Origin of the sequence: Klebsiella sp. CN_Kp075 (genome assembly GCF_040065055.2) — a bacterium.
GTDB classification, from domain to species: Bacteria; Pseudomonadota; Gammaproteobacteria; order Enterobacterales; family Enterobacteriaceae; genus Klebsiella; species Klebsiella aerogenes.
The window spans coordinates 661,363-676,073 of the sequence record NZ_CM198050.1 but is presented as its reverse complement, the minus strand read 5'-3'; the positions used below and the strand labels follow the sequence as shown (position 1 = coordinate 676,073).

Genomic DNA, 14,711 nt, shown 5'->3' with positions numbered 1-14,711 from the left:
TCGCCTTACCCTCGACCTGACTAATCCGGGAGTTATTTATGAAACACAGCACCACCGTGCCTGTTAACGCATTACCTTCGGCAGAAAAGTACGCGGGTAACGGCCCCGCCTACCAACGTCGCTTTCATGTGATGGCGAAACCCAGCGGCTCCGCCTGTAATCTCGATTGTAGCTACTGCTTTTACCTGCACAAAGAACACTTACTCCAGCAGGAAAAGCGCAGCTACATGAGCGATGAAACGCTGGAAAACTTTATCCGCCAGTACATCGATGGACAGGATGGCGAACAGGTGGTCTTCTCCTGGCAGGGCGGCGAACCGACCCTGATGGGACTGGAGTTTTTCCACAAAGTGGTGAAATTCCAACAGCAGTATAAAAAGCCCGGCCAGCGGATCGAAAACGATCTGCAAACCAACGGTATCCTGATTAACGATGCCTGGGCTGAATTCCTCAAAGCAAATCATTTCCTTGTTGGCCTGTCGATTGACGGCCCGCGAGAGTTGCACGACCGCTATCGCATCACCCGTAGCGGCAAACCGACATTTGATAAAGTGATGGCCGGCGTCGACGCCCTGAAACGCCACGGCGTACCATTCAATGCGCTGGTCACCGTCAACCGTACCAACGCCCGTTTCCCATTAGAGGTTTACCGCTTTGTTACCCGCGAACTGGGGGCGACCTACGTGCAATTTAACCCCTGCGTCGAACCGGTGGACTTTACCCAGACCGCGCCTCATTTCTGGCGTGATGACAGCATCCCCACCGTCGGCAGCCGCCGCGCGCGCCCCGGCGATTTAGACGCTATCGTCACCGACTGGTCGGTCGACCCGGACGAGTGGGGACGCTTCCTGATCGCGACTTTCGAAGAGTGGGTGAACAACGATCTTGGCCGCGTACAGGTCAATCTGTTCGAAACCGCCGTGGCCCAAATGATGGGCATGCCGGCGCAAATTTGCACCACCGCGGAATTTTGCGGCAAAGGCCTCGCGGTCGAGAAAAACGGCGATGTTTTCTCCTGCGATCACTACGTCTATCCCGAATATCAAATCGGCAATATTGCCGATAACAGCCTGGCGCGGATGGCTTTCTCCGAACGTCAGCAGGCTTTCGGTATGGGTAAATGCGACACGCTACCGCAGCAGTGCAAGCAGTGCCCTTACCTGAAGCTCTGCCACGGCGAATGCCCGAAAAACCGTCTGGTGCTCACCGCCGACGGCGAAGCCGGCTTGAACTATCTCTGTCCGGGCATTAAGGCCTTTTTCAACTATGCCGAGCCGATTCTGGCGGGCATTGTCACCCTGGTGAAACGCGATTTTAAAGGAGTCAATCGATGAGCCTTCGCGAGAAAATGCTACAGCTGGAGCAGCGCATGAACACGCAGGTGCTCGGTCAGGAAAACGTCGTTCGAATGCTGCTCATCGCCCTGCTCTGCGATGGGCATATCCTGTTGGAAGGGCTGCCGGGGCTGGCGAAGACCCGCGCCGTCCGCGAGCTGGCGCGGCATATTGCCGGTGAATTCCGCCGTATCCAATTCACCCCGGATCTACTGCCCTCGGATATCACCGGCAGCGAAATTTATCAGCAAAACGCCGGCCGCGAAGAAGAACAATTTCGTTTTCGCCCGGGGCCGGTATTCGGTAACGTGATTCTGGCGGACGAAATCAACCGCGCTTCGGCCCGCGTACAATCAGCGCTGCTGGAAGCGATGGAAGAGCGCCACGTCACCGTAGCGGGCAAAAGCTGGCCGCTGCCGGGTGTCTTTATGGTGCTGGCGACGCAGAACCCCGTCGACCAGGAAGGAACCTGGCCGCTGCCGGAAGCCCAGCTTGACCGTTTTCTGATGAAAGTGCAGGTCGACTATCCGTCGAAAGAGCATGAGCAGCAGGTGATGCAACTGGTTCGCGCCGAGCAGCAGGCGAAATACAGCGCGGCGACAAAAACCGCCCCTGCGCCGGAAGTGGAATCTCTGCAATTCAGCCAACAGGAGATCGCCTCCTGCTGGCAGGAAATAAGCGCAATCCACGTCGCGCCGATTATCGAAACCTGGATAGTCGAACTGGTCAACGCCACCCGCCAGCCGCAGCGCATCAGCGAGCAGTTAGCCAGCTATCTGGCCTACGGCCTGAGCCCGCGTGGTACCTTAGCGCTGGAGCGCTGCGCCCGCGCGCAGGCCTGGCTCGCGGGACGTGACGCGGTTCGTCCGGAAGACGTGCGTTTTATCGCGCCAGCGGTGATGCGCCACCGGTTGATGCTGAGCTATCAGGCCAGCGCCGATGGTTGCAGCGCCGACGATGTGATTACCATGCTGCTGAACGCCGTGGTGATCTAATGAGCGATCTCTGCGTTAATCGCCAGATTCTGCTCGACCTCGCGCCACAGTCGCGGTTGATTGCAAACCCGCCCGGGCAGATCCCGCCAGGCGCGCTGTCCGGCGAACGCGCCTCCCGCCAGCAGGGCCGTGGGCTCAACTTCGATAGCCTGCGTCGTTATCAACCCGGCGACGATGTTCGAATGATCGACTGGCAGACAACCGCCCGTCTACGTACGCCGTGGGTGCGCCAGTACAATGAAGAGCGAGAACGCCCGGTCTTTTTGCTGGTCGACCAACGATTAGATATGTACTTCGCCACCCGCGGACAAACGAAATCAGCGGCGGCGGCAAAAACCGCCGCGCTGCTGGCCTGGCGCAGCCATCATGATGGCGATCGCCTCGGCAGCCTGGTGTTTAACGATACCACGCTGGCGCTGCAACCATGTAGCGCCCCACGGCGCGCGCTACCCGAGCTGCTGGATAATCTGACGCATTATAATCAGCTGTTGGCCCAACAATATCCTCATGAGCCTCAGCGCGCGCAGACGCTGGCGCAGGCGTTGCAGCGCGCCGTCAGCGCGATTCCACGCGGCGCCTGGGTCGCGATCCTGAGCGATTTTCATGACCTCGACGCCCCAGCGCAGGCCATGCTGGCGCATCTGCGCCGACGCTGCGAAGTCAGTGCATTTGTGCTGTTCGACGACCTTCATCTTCGCCTGCCGCGCTCCGGTACGCTGGCCGCCTGCTACGGCGGGCGCAGCGCCAGCGTCACTCTCACCTCTGCGCTCAGCGCCGATATTCGCCAACACATCATCGGTCGGCTGGCGCGTCAGCAGCAGCAACTCAACCAGTTAGGTATTCGGGTTAATCATCTGACGGTAACTCAGGACCTGCTGCGTCAGTTACAAAAAGGGCTTTAAATGTTTGAGAAAGGCTATGCGGTGCCGGATCTACTAACGCCCGCGCTCCCCCCCGCCCCCAGTTGGTTTCCGCTACCAATCGGCTGGCTGATTCTGCTTGCGATTGCCGTAAGCCTGGCAGCGCTGCTCCTGCTTATCCGCTACGCCCGCTGGCGTCGCAATCGCTGGCGGCGGGAAGCGCTGCTGGCGCTCAATCATCAGCATACCGCCGATAGCTGGATGCAGTTGATTAAACGCGTACAACTGGTCCACCAGCCACGTCGCACGGTTAGCCAAACGCTGGCGCCGGAAGCCGTGCTGGCGTCTTTGACGCTGGATACCGACCTGCGCGACCAGCTCATCTCCCGTTACTGCCGGGCAGACAACGCCCTGAACGACCAGCAGACGGCGCGGCTTCGCGCTCAGTTAGCGCAGTGGCTAAAGGAGCTTCCACATGTCTGAATGGCTCGCCCACATTGATTTCGCCTGGCCCTGGGCCGCGCTACTGCTGGCGCTGCCGCTGCTCACTCGTTTTCTCCCGCTCCTGGCAACTTCCACCGACGAGCGCGTGCGGGTACCGTTTTTACCCTCGCTAATTGACGCGTTACAGCTCGATACCCGGCCGAAACGCGGTGGCGGGGCCAGCGCCGTGCTGTTCTGGCTTATCTGGTCGCTGCTGGTCTGCGCGCTGGCGCGGCCGGAATACCTGACGCCGCCGCAGTACATCAGCAGGCCGATGCGCGACATCGTGCTGATCCTCGATGTCTCCGGTTCAATGGCCAAAAATGACATCCAGGGCGGTAATACGCGCCTGCAGGCGGTACAGCAATCGGTGCGCAAGTTTGTCGCCGCCCGGCAATCCGACCGCATCGGCATGGTAATCTTCGCCAGCAAAGCCTGGCCATTCGCGCCGATAAGCGAAGATAAACAGGCGCTGCAAACGCGCATTAATCAACTGGCGCCGGGCATGATTGGCCAGCAAACCGCTATCGGCGACGCGCTGGGCGTGGCGGTTAAGGTACTGGATAATGGCCCTGATAAGCAGGCCGATAAGCTGGCGATTTTACTCACCGACGGCAACGATACCGCTTCGCAGCTGTCGCCTGAACTGGCGGCAAAGCTTGCCGCCGACCACCATGTCCAGGTTCATACCATCGCCTTCGGCGACCTCAGCGATACCAGCAAAGACAAAGTCGATTTGCCGCTACTGCAGCGCATCGCGAAAACCACCGGCGGCCAGAGCTGGACCGCCGCGCATTCCGGCAGCGCGCTGGATAGCGTCTGGCAACAAATCGACGCCCTCACCCCGGCGCAGGTTAAAAGCCTCGGTTGGTCATGGCATCAGGCGCTCTATCCATGGCCGCTCGCCTCTGCGCTGTTACTGTTACTGCTGGCCGCCTGCGGCCGTGTCCTCAGGGAGAAAATGGCATGAGCGATTTTCACTTCCTCTATCCGTGGCGCTTAACCGCGCTGCTGTTGTGTGTGCTGGTGGCCTGGCTTCCAGGCTACGGCGCTTGCGCCTGGTCAACGCTAATGGATAAACCTTTTCGCGCGTTGATTATTCAGCGCCGTCGCAGGCTAACCCGTCTGCTGCCATGGCTACTCACACTCGGCGTTGTGGCATTGGCGGGCCCGAGCTGGCAGCGTGAACTACCGGCGGCGCTCACCCCGCAGAGCAACGTAATGGTGATTCTGCAGCAGGATCTGGCGATGTATGCCCGCGATCTACCGCCCTCGCGCCATCAGCGCATGCAGCATAAAATCGCCGCGCTAATGCAGCAGCAGCCCGGGGCGCATTTCGGTCTGGTGGTCTACAGCAGCCAGGCTTTTCTCACGACGCCACTGACGCAGGATCCGCAGTTTTATCAGCTATTTCTCAACGCCCAGTCGCCCTCTTTGCTGCCGGAAGGTAGCGGTTCCGCCCTGCCGCAGGCGGTCGCGTTGGCGTTAAAAAATCTGCCTACTGCCAAAGACAGCCCGCATAGCCTGATCCTCGTTGCCGATACCCTGTCGCCTGCCGAGGTCGACTGGCTGATAGGACAACATCTACCGCTGCAAATTTGGGTTCCCGGCACCGCCGCGGGTGGAGCGCTGCCGGATAAGTATGCCAGCCTCGGCGTCGATACCCGGCTGAACGTCGATCGTTTCCGCCAGCTGCGCGACGCCGGGATCCCGGTGACATTGGTCAGCGATGATGGTGACGATCTGCGCGTCATCGCCAGCCACATTCAACAATCGGTGACTCAACAAAATAACGCCCGCCAGGATCTGCGCTGGAAAAACAGCGGCTATCTGCTGATCGTGCCGATGCTGTGCCTGCTGCTGTTCTGGCGACGCCAGCTACTGATGGCGGCGCTGCTGCTTCCCGCGGTGCTGTGGTCGCCGCATAGCGATGCCGCCTGGCTCGATGCCTGGGTTCGCCCGGATATCCAGGGGCAGCACGCCTTCAACCGCGGCGACTACGCCGCTGCCGCCGGGCATTATCGCGACCCCTTATGGCAAGGTATCGCCTGGTATCGGGCGGGCAACTATTCTGCCGCCGCCAGCGCGTTTCGCGCCGCGCCGCCAACCGCGGAAACCTTGCTGTGGCTAGGTAACAGCTATGCTCAGCAAAAGCAGTGGCAGCAGGCGCTCGACAGCTACGATCGCGCCATCTATCTACATCCTGACTGGTCCATGGCGCTGCAAAATCGCGACAAAATCTCGCAGATCGTGATGCGCATTCGGCAGCAAGAGCGTGAACGCCAGCAGGCGCAGGGCGATGCGATGGATGACGGCCCGGATAAGCTGGTCCACGACCTGCAGAAAAACCAGGGCATCGATCAGCAGCAAATCGGCGCCATCGCCGGGGAGAGTCCGCAGGTTAATCAATGGTTTGATGCACTGGATGTTTCGCCAACGGGGCTACTGAAAAGCCTGTATCGCAACGGCTCGGGAGATACCACGCCATGAACAAAGCGCTACTTTTTCTGCTGGCCGCCACCCTGCCGGCGCATGCGGCGATGGACATCACCCGTGAACTGGAAGCGCCGACGCAGATCGTCCCCGGCCAGCCGGTTCGGGTGGCCGTCACCTGGTGGACGGATAGCTGGTTTAACCCGCCGCCGCAGTGGCCCGAGTTTGCGGTCAAAAACGGCGAACTCCTGCCTACCGCGTTGCCTTCACAGCTGGTGACGCGCAAAAAGAACGGGATCGTCTGGAGCGGCATTCGCCTTGAACGTCAGGTCAGCGCCTGGCAGCAGGGCGTGCTGCGCCTGCCGGCGATCGATATCACCGCGTCATCCGCCAATCAGGCGCCGGTCACGGTGCATCTTCCGGCACTGGAACGCCCGGTTAATTGGCCTGCCAATACCACTCAGGCAGACCATTTTTTACCGGCCAGCCAGTTGACGCTCAACCAGCAAATTCAACAGTATCACGCAGGAAAAGACGCCACGCTGCGGGTCGGTGATGTCGTTGACCGTATCGTGACCGTCGAGGCGCGGGATGCGCTACCGGGGCAAATTCCACCGCTGCTGTACGCCATTAGCGGTAGCGAGAGCCAGCGTCTGGCGCCGGTCAGTGAGGCATTAAAAAGCGAGCGCGGCGATGTCATCGGCGCCCACCGGGTGGAACGACTGCGCTATTTACCCAGTCATAGCGGTACGCTGGTACTACCGCCGATTAGCCTGCGCTGGTGGGATACCGTTAATCATCAATGGCGAACGGCGAAGCTGGCGGGAGAAACGTTGAACGTCGCCGCGGCGCGACAGGGCGGCGCGGAGCAAGCGCTGCGCGGAACAACGGGAATGGTCTCCTGGCAAAGTCTGATGTGGGTATTCATTGCCGCCGCGGCGGTCGGAGGCGGATGGTTTGGCCGCCGCTGGAGTTATCGAACGCTTCTCGGCATCAACCGGCGCTGGCGGCGATTTTGGCAGCCGCAGCCGTTGCCGCCGCTGGCCCCTTAGACAATTATCCGTGGCGCAGGGAGCGCACAGAGGGCGGCCCGTCGCCACCAGGGATTTTCCCGGAGGCGGCGCGTTGCGCCTTATCCGGGCTACCAGACCGCACAGTACTGTAGCCCCGGTAAGCGGTAGCGCCACCGGGGATTTTGAGGCGATCAACACCGACAGTTTCAGCCAGGCACACGGACCGTAGGCCGAATAAGGCGCAGCCGCCATCCGGCAAAAATACGGATCCGAACTCACCGCCATTGCCCGGACCAACATGGGGCGTTTTTTATTTCGCCTTACACTGCGCCGGGTCGTATACCGTCTTCCAGTCCTGCTGCATATCGACGACTGTCCAACCCTTTTGTTTCGCCTCGGTCAATCCTTTCACCAGCTTGCCGCTGGCGGAAGGATGGCTGTCGTAGGCATACTCTCGCGCCGCATCGGTATGGTGGACCAGCAGCTCAAAGGTTTTATAGTTCGGGTTGGCTGCGGTGTATTGCAGCATCGCCAAATCGCCGTCGCTGTTACCAAAAGCCGCAACCGGGCGCTGGCCCATAAACAGGTGGATCGCCACCGGTTTGGCCGCGGCGTCATCATTGAATGCGCCTTTCATCGTTTTGCGCAGCTCGGTACCATTATCCGTCAGGCTAAACTCGCTGAGCGCGAACGAACCGATAACCTGCTCCGGCGGAATACCGTACATTTTCTCCGACACCACGCGCATGAAGTCAATTCCGCCGCCGGAAACGATCCACGTTTTAAAGCCATTGGCGCGCAGATAGTCCAGCAGTTGGCGCATCGGCTGATATCCCAACTGGTCATAGCGACAACCGGTACGTTTATCCTGATGGCTGTCAAACCATGCGCTGACTCGCTGACTAAACTCTTCGGTGGTCATGCCGCTATGGGTTAACGCCAGCAACTTGAGTAGCCCTTTTTCACCGCCCGCCGCTACCGTTTTCAAATCGTTGTTCAGTACCGCCGCCACCAGCGGATCTTTTTGCCATTGCGGATGTTCCGGCGCCAGTCTTTTCACTTCATCCACTGCGAACTGCAGTTGGAAAGTCAGCGGCGCTTCCGGCCACAGGGTGCCGTCATTATCAAAAACCACGTAGCGCTTATCTAACGGAATAAAGTCCGCTCCGCCTTCACGCGTCGCCCCCTGCACCCATTGCTCAATCGCCTGTTTAGCAGGGGTATCTTTCCATGCCGGCAGCATATCGGTGGCTGCCGCGCTGGTGAAGCTCAATAGCAGCATGCTGAGCAGTACTGTTTTTTTCATTGTTTTTCCTTCTTATTCCACCGCCAAAAACCAGACCTACTTCAGCATGGCGGCAATTTTCTCAAGCGTCGGTTTAACCGTCGCGTAAAAATGGCGAAAGCCGGGACACAAATAATTGAGCCCTTCTTCGCCGTCCGGGGCGCGCACGATGCGGTTTTTCGGGCATTCGCCCCAGCATAAATTCAGATGCGGACAGCTTTTGCAGTAGGCCGGCAGCGTCTCTTTCTTGCCCATCCCAAACACTTTCTGCCGCTCGGAAAAGACCATATGCGCCAGCTTGTGCGCCTTAATATTGCCAAGCTTATATTCCGGATAGACGTAGTGATCGCAGGAGTAGACGTCGCCGTTTTTCTCAATCGCCAGCGCCTTACCGCAAAACGGCGCGGTAATGCATAACTGGGATGGGAGTCCCATGGTTTGCACCACGGCGGTTTCAAACAAATTGACCTGCACGCGGCCCAGATCACAGGTCACCCATTCATCAAAAGCTTCGGTCAGAAAATGTCCCCAATCGTCGGGATCCACCGACCAGTCGGTGACGATCGAATCCAGATCCCCCGGTTTCGCCCGGCGGCTGCCGGTGATGGGGATCGTCTCTTCGCGCCAGAATTGCGGCGCGGTAGTTTTAAACTCGGCGGCCTCTACGCAGGGCGTGAACTGGATATAGGTAGCGCCCAGTTCGCGGGTAAGAAAACGATATACCTCGCGCGGGAAACGGGCATTGACCCGGTTAACGACTGCCAGCGCGTTGAACGGCACGCCGTGACGCTTCAGCGCTGCGATCCCTTCCATGACCTTGTCGAAGGTCGGTTTGCCGCTGCGCGTCACGCGGAAGCGATCGTGGATCTCACGCGGGCCATCGATAGACACGCCGACCAGAAAATTGTGCTGCTTAAGAAAGGCGGCCCACTTATCGTTAATCAGCACGCCATTGGTCTGCAGATCGTTCTCAATCCGCTGGTGCTTCGGCTGATATTTCTTTTGCAGCGCAACGACCTTTTCGAAAAACTCCAGCCCCATCAGGGTTGGCTCGCCGCCCTGCCAGGAGAAAATAATCTCTTCGCCATCCTGGCTTTGAATGTACTGACGAATGAAATTCTCCAGTACCTCATCGCTCATTCCTTTGTCGTGTGGCTGATGCAGAAGCTGCTCTTTATGCAGATAAAAACAGTATTGACAGTCCAGGTTGCAGGTGGAGCCGCTGGGCTTCGCCATCATGTGATAGCGACGTTTATAGGCGGGCAGATAGCGCCCCTGGTTCTGCAAAGGCGTTAATGGAATGGTGGTGCTTTTTTTCATCGACCAGAACCCATTTCGGAGAATGCTCACAACAGCAAAAGGCCCGGACATTTCGCCCGGGCCAACGTCATTTTAGTTGCCGGTCGGCATCGCCAACTGGAACCCTTCTTGTTTTAACTGTTCACGAATATTGCTAAAGCGTTGGTACTGCGACAGGGTAATCGGCCCACTGTAGGCTTCGCTCTGCGGCTTACGCGGCGGATACTCGACGTAGGTTTTCATCAACTTAGTGATGGCTTCGTTGAAGGTCACCAGCGTCCAGGTATGCTCGGTATAGTTGTTCATAAAGATATCGTAGCGTTCCTGCGGATCCTGCCAGAGATCGAAAATCTGCGGCACCGTTGCGACATAGGACTCCGGCCCTTTCCAGCCGAGGTTGGAATCCACCGCCAGGCCGCCGGTTTTCGCGCCGTTATCGCCGCGCAGGTTAAATACCGCCTTATAGTGGCCGACGCGCGCCGCCCCCGGGGTCAACTCGTTTTCGGTGAAGTAGAACCAGGAAGTACGCGGATCTTTGCCCGTGCCGAACAGTACCGGCGAAATATCGTAGCTATCGAAGATTATCGGCTGCCCGGCGCGGTCCTTGGTCGGTAACTTAATCCCGGCCACTGAAGCAAAAGTCGCCATCAGATCGAGGCCGCCAACGATATCGTGGTTACGACTGTGCTCTTTAATCTTGCCTGGCCACCAGGCAATAGCCGGAACGCGGCTGCCGCCCTCGCGGTCAGTACCTTTGGTACCGCGGAATGGCGTATAGCCGGCATCCGGATAAACGTCCTGCCAGGCGCCGTTATCGGTGGTCCATACCACAAGGGTGTTTTTATCGATCCCCAACTCACGCAGCTTATCCATGATATGGCCTACGCGGGCATCCATTTCCACCATCGAGTCGGCGTATTTGCTCTTCGACATCGACTTGCCGACGTAATCCGGATCCGGCATGTTCGGCTGGTGGTTCTTCATAAAATTGATGCTCATGAAGAAGGGTTCGGAAGATTTTGCGTTTGCTTCAAGATAGTCCAGCGAAGCCTTCTCGACGTAGCGGTCGAAGAATGGGATGCCGACCACGCCCTCTTTGCCATCAACGACCGGGGTATTCACATACTGGCCGTTGATTTTGAACTCTTCCTTCGGCGCTTCGCCTGCCTTGCCGGAGAGCGCGCCGCGGGTGACGCGAGCAAACATTTCACGCAGTTGCGGATCCATATCCGGGAACCAGGTCGGATCGGCATAGGTATAGGCGTTCAGGTGGTAGAGGCCGACGTATTTCATTTCGTCGTAGCCCTGCGCGTTAGGTAACGCGTAATCGGCTTCACCGAGGTGCCATTTACCGGTGAAGAAGGTTTTATAGCCGCCGGTTTTCAGCACCGAGGCCAGCGTCCACTCTTCTTTCGGTAAACCGCCGCCCTGCCCCTGGAAGGCCACGGTGGTCATACCGCTACGGTTGGGAATGCGCCCGGTCTGCATCGCCGCGCGGCCCGGCGTACTGCTTGGCTGGCCATAGAAGTCGAAAAAGGTCATCCCCTCATCGGCCATTTTGTCGAGGTTTGGCGTCGGCATACCGCGGCCTTCGCCGCCGCCGTAGACGCCGAGGTCGCCATAGCCGGTATCGTCAGAGACGATCAGGATAATATTGGGCTTCTTTGCCGCCCCATCGCTGGGAGCGACCGCATTTTGATCGGCGGCATTGACCGTCGCGCCGGGTAAGAGCGAGCCGGCGGCAAATGCCAGCACGCCGATACCCTTATATTTTTTATTCATCTTCAAACCTCATTGCTCAGAATGCGCCTGATTTCACTTACGATTTGGCTAATGTCAGGCAGGCGTTGTCAGATTAGATAAGTCTCAACATGAGATGAGCGACATCAGCGAAAACCTTGTCGCTACTGAGGCGATTCCGCTTAAGTGAAGTAGAGAAAGCAATAAAAATCCACACGTACAATTTTATTTTTTCATTTATGCAAAGCCAATCACCATCACCGTTTCACTAAATAAAACCGCGGCAAAAGCAATATTATCATTCAATATTTAAGTGGATTCTTAGTTACTAAAAAAAGAAGCCCAACTACCCCACTAAAACAGTCTAAGTGAGTGTTTTAAAAAGAGCGATAGATCAGTCCGTTAACGGACTGCAAAAGTGATGCTTGCTATCTGGCGCTAGCTTTTAAATTTAGATATTTTGTATCAGGCGTAATTCCGCGCCGTTAAAATATAAAGTATCGCCACTGCAAAATAGCAAAGAGTAATAAAGCGGTAGAGTTAAGCCCGGAGAGAAAATGAGTCGTATTCAAACGCCCTATTCCCACATCATCGATGAATATAATAAGATGATTTCAAAGAATATAAAGGCGATAGACTCGTTAACTCACAGCAATAATATACGCCAAATTGCTGATGATACGCCTTTCACCCTGAGTACAGGCGAGATTATTATTGTTCTTGAAGGCGTCATTGCCGTTGAGATGCAGGAGCACAACTTTATTCTCACCTCTGGAAAAGCGAAAACCCAACCGAAAAAGTTGTTTCAGATCGGCAAAGGCATCAAAGGGATGTTTTTTGGTATTGTCGAGAATTATGGTCCGGGCATTCAGTTGCACTATACCGCCAAAAAAAATGTCAAAGTGTTCAGCTGTAATCTCGAATACTTTGAGAAACATTTTACTCAGCCCGATAAATTCACCTTCCTGATGAACATGATGGCCATCACGCTGGCGTTTTTGCTCGATGCGCATGACGAAAGAGCTATTGGCACCCGCTATTTTGTCATTCGCTCCATGATTTATCGCTATCTCAAGCAGAAAAATGAGGGCGTATTACACGACCCGAGCCTGGCAAACTTTATCCTGCGACGCACGAAAATGTCGCGTAGCTATCTGTTTCAGGTACTTTCCGATCTGAAAAATGGCGGCTATATCACGATGAAAAACGGCGAGCTCGTCGATATTGTCAACGAGCTGCCGGAAAAATATTAACGCCGCTGGCTTAACCCTTATCCTGCCCCCGGCGCTTAAACTGCCCGGCGTCGATATCGTACTGCTTCATCTTGCGCCACAGCGTGGTACGGCCAATATTCAGCAACTGCGACATCTCCTGTACCCGGCCGTTGGTCACTCGCGCCGCCTGGATAATCGCCTCTTTCTCGATGGCGCTGAAGGACAGGCTCGACGGCAGTAGCGATGAGGCCGTTTCGCTACCCGGCCTGGTAGAGAAGAGATGTTCGGGGAGATTGCTTAAGCGGATATGCCCGTTATCGCTGCTCATCGCGATATTCTCAATAATGCTATTAAGCTCAAAATCATTTCCCGGCCACGGGTAGGCGGTCAGTTGGGCCAGCGCGTCGTCATCGACCTTCAGCCGCGATGAAAAGCGTTTCTCCAGCCGACGCAGACGGCTATGCACCAGCGAAGGAATGCTGCCGCGTCGCGCCCGCAGCGGCGGAATGACTATCTCAAACGAATGTAGCGCATAGTACAGCTGGCGGCTAAAGCGGTTCTGCTCCACCAGGTTGGCGAGGTCGACGGTGGTGGTGGCGATCACTTTCACATCTACCGGAATCAGCCGTCGGGCATCAAGACGCGTCAGCACGCCCTGTTTTATCACCTGCAGCAGCGCCGACTGCAGTTCGGGGGCCAGATACTCTATTTTTTCCAGGAACAGCGTGCCGCCGTTAGCCAGTTCGAGTCGGCTGAGGCGGCCATTTTCATCGTCGGTTGGCGCGCTGCCCATAAAATCCTGTCCCAGTACGCTGTCGGCGTACAGCTGGCAGTTAACCGAAATATACGGGCCCGGCGCCCGCTCGCTTTCGTTATGGATAGCCTGGCTCAGTAATTCTTTACCCACCCCTTCCTCGCCGCACAGCAGCACCGGGAAAGCGCCGCGCGCCGCCTGGCGGCCAAAGTGGATCAGCCTGCGGGTTTCCGGGTCATCCGCCGACATCTGTTCGAAGGTATGACTCACTTTGCCTAATTGGCTGGTCATTAATTGACGCATCTGCTCCACCGGGTGGAGCAGTAAAATGAAGCTATTGCCCTGCTCCTCCACGATAGGCTTCAGGGTGATCACCGCGTCGATAAACTGATGCTGGCTCTCGAAGGTCACTTCCACATGATTAAGGCCGCGGGCCTGTTTAATCGCGCGGCGCAGCAACGCCGGCAGGGTCAGCAGTTCGTTGATATTTCGCCCCTGGCTGGCCTGGGTATCGAGATGCAGCAGCGTGGCCGCCTGCACGTTGAGAAACTGCAGCACTCCCTGCTCGTTCCACGCCATCACCCCGTCGTCCATACTTTCCAGCAGGCCATACATTTGATTAAGGTGACGGTTAGATTCCGCCAGCAGGCTGTCGGTAAGCAGCGAGTTACCCACTTCGCGGGCGATGGCCAAGGTCAGCGACAGATCCGCCGGGGCCCATTCTTCGCGCAGGCAGCATAGCGAAATCGATCCAAACAGGCGGCCATGGTTATCGAACACCGGCGTCGAACTGAACGACCAGCGCCGCAGAGCCTGCTTAAAGTGCTCGTCGCCCGCGGTGTTGACCGGCTGTCCGAGCATCGAAGCCAGCGACAGCGCGCAGGTGCCGATAATGCTCTCCGCGCAGTAGCTGCCGTCGCGAAATCCCAGTTCCGCCAGCTGTTCCAGTGTCTGCGGGTTACCACAGCGGCTCAGAATGCAGGCCGACTCATCAAGGATGAACAGCGCGCAGGGGCGGTTGGCCATAAACTCCCACGCATCTTCCAGCGCCGCCTGACCGATGGTCAGCAGCGCGGTTTTGCGACGGCAGATCGATTCAAAGGTCAGCCCCTGCGCCTGATGCGGCGCCTGCCAGGTTTCCCGCTGCATAAATTTGCTGCAGCGATGCCACGACTGGCTGATAACGGCTGAAACCTCTTTTTCCGCGCCCTGAGTCTGAGCTGTCATATCCCTTTTCCGCTGTAGTTAACACAGTTAAAACGACAAAACCCTCCGGCAGCGGCTGCCGGAGGGGAAAGTTC

General features: G+C 57.4%; 12 protein-coding genes. 8 read left to right on the top strand and 4 right to left on the bottom strand.

Annotation, left to right across the window (positions count from 1 at the left end; all coding sequences use genetic code 11):
• Nucleotides 1–38: 38 nt before the first annotated feature.
• The 7 genes from ABLV78_RS03275 to ABLV78_RS03245 are packed head-to-tail and all read left to right on the top strand — an operon-like array spanning nt 39 to nt 7,157.
• Nucleotides 39–1,334: an anaerobic sulfatase maturase gene (locus ABLV78_RS03275; RefSeq protein WP_047043111.1), complete on the top strand. Its 1,296-nt coding sequence runs from the start codon at nt 39–41 to the stop codon at nt 1,332–1,334.
• Nucleotides 1,331–2,329: an AAA family ATPase gene (locus tag ABLV78_RS03270; protein ID WP_047043114.1), complete on the top strand. Its 999-nt coding sequence runs from the start codon at nt 1,331–1,333 to the stop codon at nt 2,327–2,329. The genes ABLV78_RS03275 and ABLV78_RS03270 overlap by 4 nt, the downstream gene beginning before the upstream one ends.
• Nucleotides 2,329–3,231, top strand: a complete 903-nt coding sequence (locus tag ABLV78_RS03265) for a DUF58 domain-containing protein (RefSeq protein WP_047043117.1) — start codon at nt 2,329–2,331, stop codon at nt 3,229–3,231. Before ABLV78_RS03270 ends, ABLV78_RS03265 begins: the two co-directional genes overlap by 1 nt.
• Nucleotides 3,232–3,672, top strand: coding sequence for a DUF4381 family protein (locus tag ABLV78_RS03260; protein WP_047043120.1), 441 nt, complete (start codon nt 3,232–3,234; stop codon nt 3,670–3,672).
• On the top strand, nt 3,665–4,642 hold the full coding sequence (locus ABLV78_RS03255; protein WP_047043123.1) for a VWA domain-containing protein: 978 nt from the start codon (nt 3,665–3,667) through the stop codon (nt 4,640–4,642). Before ABLV78_RS03260 ends, ABLV78_RS03255 begins: the two co-directional genes overlap by 8 nt.
• Nucleotides 4,639–6,162, top strand: coding sequence for a VWA domain-containing protein (locus ABLV78_RS03250; protein WP_047043126.1), 1,524 nt, complete (start codon nt 4,639–4,641; stop codon nt 6,160–6,162). Before ABLV78_RS03255 ends, ABLV78_RS03250 begins: the two co-directional genes overlap by 4 nt.
• Nucleotides 6,159–7,157, top strand: coding sequence for a BatD family protein (locus ABLV78_RS03245; protein WP_047043129.1), 999 nt, complete (start codon nt 6,159–6,161; stop codon nt 7,155–7,157). The genes ABLV78_RS03250 and ABLV78_RS03245 overlap by 4 nt, the downstream gene beginning before the upstream one ends.
• Before the next feature lie 271 nt (nt 7,158–7,428).
• Here the strand turns inward: ABLV78_RS03245 and ABLV78_RS03240 are convergent, their stop codons facing one another.
• From ABLV78_RS03240 to ABLV78_RS03230, 3 genes are all read right to left on the bottom strand, one after another.
• A complete protein-coding gene (locus ABLV78_RS03240; protein ID WP_047043132.1) occupies nt 7,429–8,424 on the bottom strand; it encodes an HAD family hydrolase in 996 nt (331 codons plus the stop codon).
• Nucleotides 8,425–8,460: 36 nt separating this feature from the next.
• Nucleotides 8,461–9,723, bottom strand: a complete 1,263-nt coding sequence (locus tag ABLV78_RS03235; RefSeq protein ID WP_047043135.1) for an anaerobic sulfatase maturase — start codon at nt 9,721–9,723, stop codon at nt 8,461–8,463.
• Nucleotides 9,724–9,795: 72 nt separating this feature from the next.
• Nucleotides 9,796–11,484 carry an arylsulfatase gene (locus ABLV78_RS03230; RefSeq protein ID WP_047043139.1) on the bottom strand — a complete coding sequence of 563 codons (1,689 nt, stop codon included), beginning with the start codon at nt 11,482–11,484 and terminating at the stop codon, nt 9,796–9,798.
• A 515-nt stretch (nt 11,485–11,999) separates the two neighbouring features.
• Between ABLV78_RS03230 and ABLV78_RS03225 the strand changes: the two genes are divergently transcribed.
• Complete coding sequence (locus ABLV78_RS03225) at nt 12,000–12,695, top strand: helix-turn-helix domain-containing protein (protein ID WP_047043142.1); 696 nt, start codon at nt 12,000–12,002, stop codon at nt 12,693–12,695.
• 10 nt (nt 12,696–12,705) lie between these two features.
• Here the strand turns inward: ABLV78_RS03225 and dhaR are convergent, their stop codons facing one another.
• On the bottom strand, nt 12,706–14,637 hold the full coding sequence (dhaR, locus tag ABLV78_RS03220; RefSeq protein WP_047043144.1) for a dihydroxyacetone kinase operon transcriptional regulator DhaR: 1,932 nt from the start codon (nt 14,635–14,637) through the stop codon (nt 12,706–12,708).
• Nucleotides 14,638–14,711: the final 74 nt, after the last annotated feature.

What these genes read in the sequence shown, in the direction of transcription:
- ABLV78_RS03275 (WP_047043111.1), top strand. Translation starts at nt 39, where the DNA reads ATGAAACACAGCACCACCGTGCCTGTTAACGCATTACCTTCGGCAGAA.
- ABLV78_RS03270 (WP_047043114.1), top strand. Translation starts at nt 1,331, where the DNA reads ATGAGCCTTCGCGAGAAAATGCTACAGCTGGAGCAGCGCATGAACACG.
- ABLV78_RS03265 (WP_047043117.1), top strand. Translation starts at nt 2,329, where the DNA reads ATGAGCGATCTCTGCGTTAATCGCCAGATTCTGCTCGACCTCGCGCCA.
- ABLV78_RS03260 (WP_047043120.1), top strand. Translation starts at nt 3,232, where the DNA reads ATGTTTGAGAAAGGCTATGCGGTGCCGGATCTACTAACGCCCGCGCTC.
- ABLV78_RS03255 (WP_047043123.1), top strand. Translation starts at nt 3,665, where the DNA reads ATGTCTGAATGGCTCGCCCACATTGATTTCGCCTGGCCCTGGGCCGCG.
- ABLV78_RS03250 (WP_047043126.1), top strand. Translation starts at nt 4,639, where the DNA reads ATGAGCGATTTTCACTTCCTCTATCCGTGGCGCTTAACCGCGCTGCTG.
- ABLV78_RS03245 (WP_047043129.1), top strand. Translation starts at nt 6,159, where the DNA reads ATGAACAAAGCGCTACTTTTTCTGCTGGCCGCCACCCTGCCGGCGCAT.
- ABLV78_RS03240 (WP_047043132.1), bottom strand. Translation starts at nt 8,424, where the DNA reads ATGAAAAAAACAGTACTGCTCAGCATGCTGCTATTGAGCTTCACCAGC.
- ABLV78_RS03235 (WP_047043135.1), bottom strand. Translation starts at nt 9,723, where the DNA reads ATGAAAAAAAGCACCACCATTCCATTAACGCCTTTGCAGAACCAGGGG.
- ABLV78_RS03230 (WP_047043139.1), bottom strand. Translation starts at nt 11,484, where the DNA reads ATGAATAAAAAATATAAGGGTATCGGCGTGCTGGCATTTGCCGCCGGC.
- ABLV78_RS03225 (WP_047043142.1), top strand. Translation starts at nt 12,000, where the DNA reads ATGAGTCGTATTCAAACGCCCTATTCCCACATCATCGATGAATATAAT.
- dhaR (WP_047043144.1), bottom strand. Translation starts at nt 14,637, where the DNA reads ATGACAGCTCAGACTCAGGGCGCGGAAAAAGAGGTTTCAGCCGTTATC.